2 protein-coding genes and 1 pseudogene are annotated in these 1,560 nt (G+C 73.8%); all 3 read right to left on the bottom strand.

Annotated features, from left to right (window positions below; translation table 11 throughout):
* The coding region (locus tag ABZ281_RS48875) for a DUF2510 domain-containing protein (RefSeq protein WP_356664540.1) at nt 1-74 on the bottom strand (74 nt) is incomplete at its 3' end.
* Nucleotides 75-94: 20 nt separating this feature from the next.
* A pseudogene (locus ABZ281_RS48870) lies at nt 95-583 on the bottom strand (hypothetical protein); the annotation flags it as partial.
* A gap of 163 nt (nt 584-746) precedes the next feature.
* Entirely contained in the window at nt 747-1,559 is an 813-nt protein-coding gene (locus tag ABZ281_RS48865; protein ID WP_356665251.1) for an MOSC N-terminal beta barrel domain-containing protein, read from the bottom strand.
* Between the last annotated feature and the right edge of the window lies 1 nt (nt 1,560).

Raw genomic sequence — 1,560 nt, 5'->3', positions numbered from 1 at the left:
CAGGCCGTGCCGTCCCACCAGCGCTGCAGGTGCGGGGCGTGCGGGTCGGGATACCAGCCGGGCGGCGGCGTCATGCTCATCCCGGCACTGTAGGGAGACCGCCCGTGGCCAGGGCGGCGCCGAAGCCGGCGAGGACCGCGTGCGTCGAGGCCGTCGCGGAGTCGAGCGGGCGGGCCACCATCCGGCCGTGCCGGTCGGTCCATATCCGGAACGTGTCGCCCTGCTGTGGGTCGTTGAGGCTCGCCAGCACGGGGCCCTGGTGCGCGGTGCCGTCCGGCGCGGTCCAGTCGGCGAGGACGCGGCTGCGAAGATCCCTGCCCGACGAGGTCTCGGGGTCGGCGTCCAGCGGAGAGCGGTCCAGCTTGCGGACCACCGTGGCCGTCACCGGATGCCGCGCCTCGTGCTGTGACCGGACGGAGCGCTGCAGCGCGTCCTGAGCCGTGTCGCCGACGAGCGAGCCGGCCACCGGGGCGGCCAGCAGGATCAGCAGCAGGGCGGCCAGTGCCACCCAGGCCTCGGCCAGGTCGGTCGCGCGGCACAGCGGATTGCGCCGCCAGCGCCAGAGCCCCCTGATCGCTCGCACCGCATGCACCCCCTTCCCGCTCCGTGATACTCCCTGGCGGAGCCGTCCACGCACGGACCCGTCGAAGAGAGAGCCACGTCACCTCTCCCCAGGGCCTCTCACGAATTTCTCACACAAGCCCAACGCCCGGGCCCGCGGTACGGTTCCCGCCCCGCGCGCAGAGCTATTCGAGGATTCTGACCGGGTCCCCGACCCGGATCGTGCCGCGGGACAGCGGCACCAGGTTCTGCCCGAAGACCAGCTTGCCGCCGAGGCGGCGGTGCCGTCCCAGGCTGAACAGGGGCTCGCGGCCGCGCTCGCCGGTGCCCTGGTCGGTGGTGGTCACCACGCAGCGGCCGCAGGTCTTGGCCACGCGGAAGGACACGTCCCCGACGGCGAGGCGTGACCAGTCGTCCTCGGCCCAGGCGGCGGTGCCCGCCACGACCACGTTCGGCCGGAAGCGGTTCATGGGCAGCGGGCCCTCGTCGGCGTGCTCGCCCTGCGCGATCAGGGAGTTGAGGGCGTCGAGCGAGGCCGTCGTGGTGAGCAGCAGCGGAAATCCGTCGGCGAAGGAGACGGTCTCGCCGGGCCGCGCGTACTCCGGGGCGACGGGCCGGCGGGTGGCCGGATCGTCCATGTGGGCCAGGCGTACGGCGATGCCGAGGCAGGAGCTGAACCAGGCGTGCGCGGCCTCGTCCTCGGCCTCGACCGCCTCGACCTTGTCGCGGAAGATCTCCACCGGCACGGTGGCGGACGGCCGGGGAACGGGCACCGTCAGCGACGGCATGCCGGGCGCGGACAGACGGACGCCGCCACCGGGCCGAAGCTCGGCGGCGACGAGCGCGAGGCGCGGCAGCCGGCGTTGCGTGACGACCTTTCCCCCGTCGTCGATCAGCACCCAGCGCCGGTCTCCGGTCAGTCCCCATGGCTCCACGGCGGCCTCCCGGGGCGCGATGCCCCGGACCGCCTTGACCGGATGGACGTGGATCGAGTGCAGG

Source organism: Streptomyces sp. NPDC006265, assembly GCF_040613555.1.
In the GTDB taxonomy this organism is placed as follows: domain Bacteria; phylum Actinomycetota; class Actinomycetes; order Streptomycetales; family Streptomycetaceae; genus Streptomyces.
This window is presented reverse-complemented; position numbering and strand designations above follow the sequence as displayed.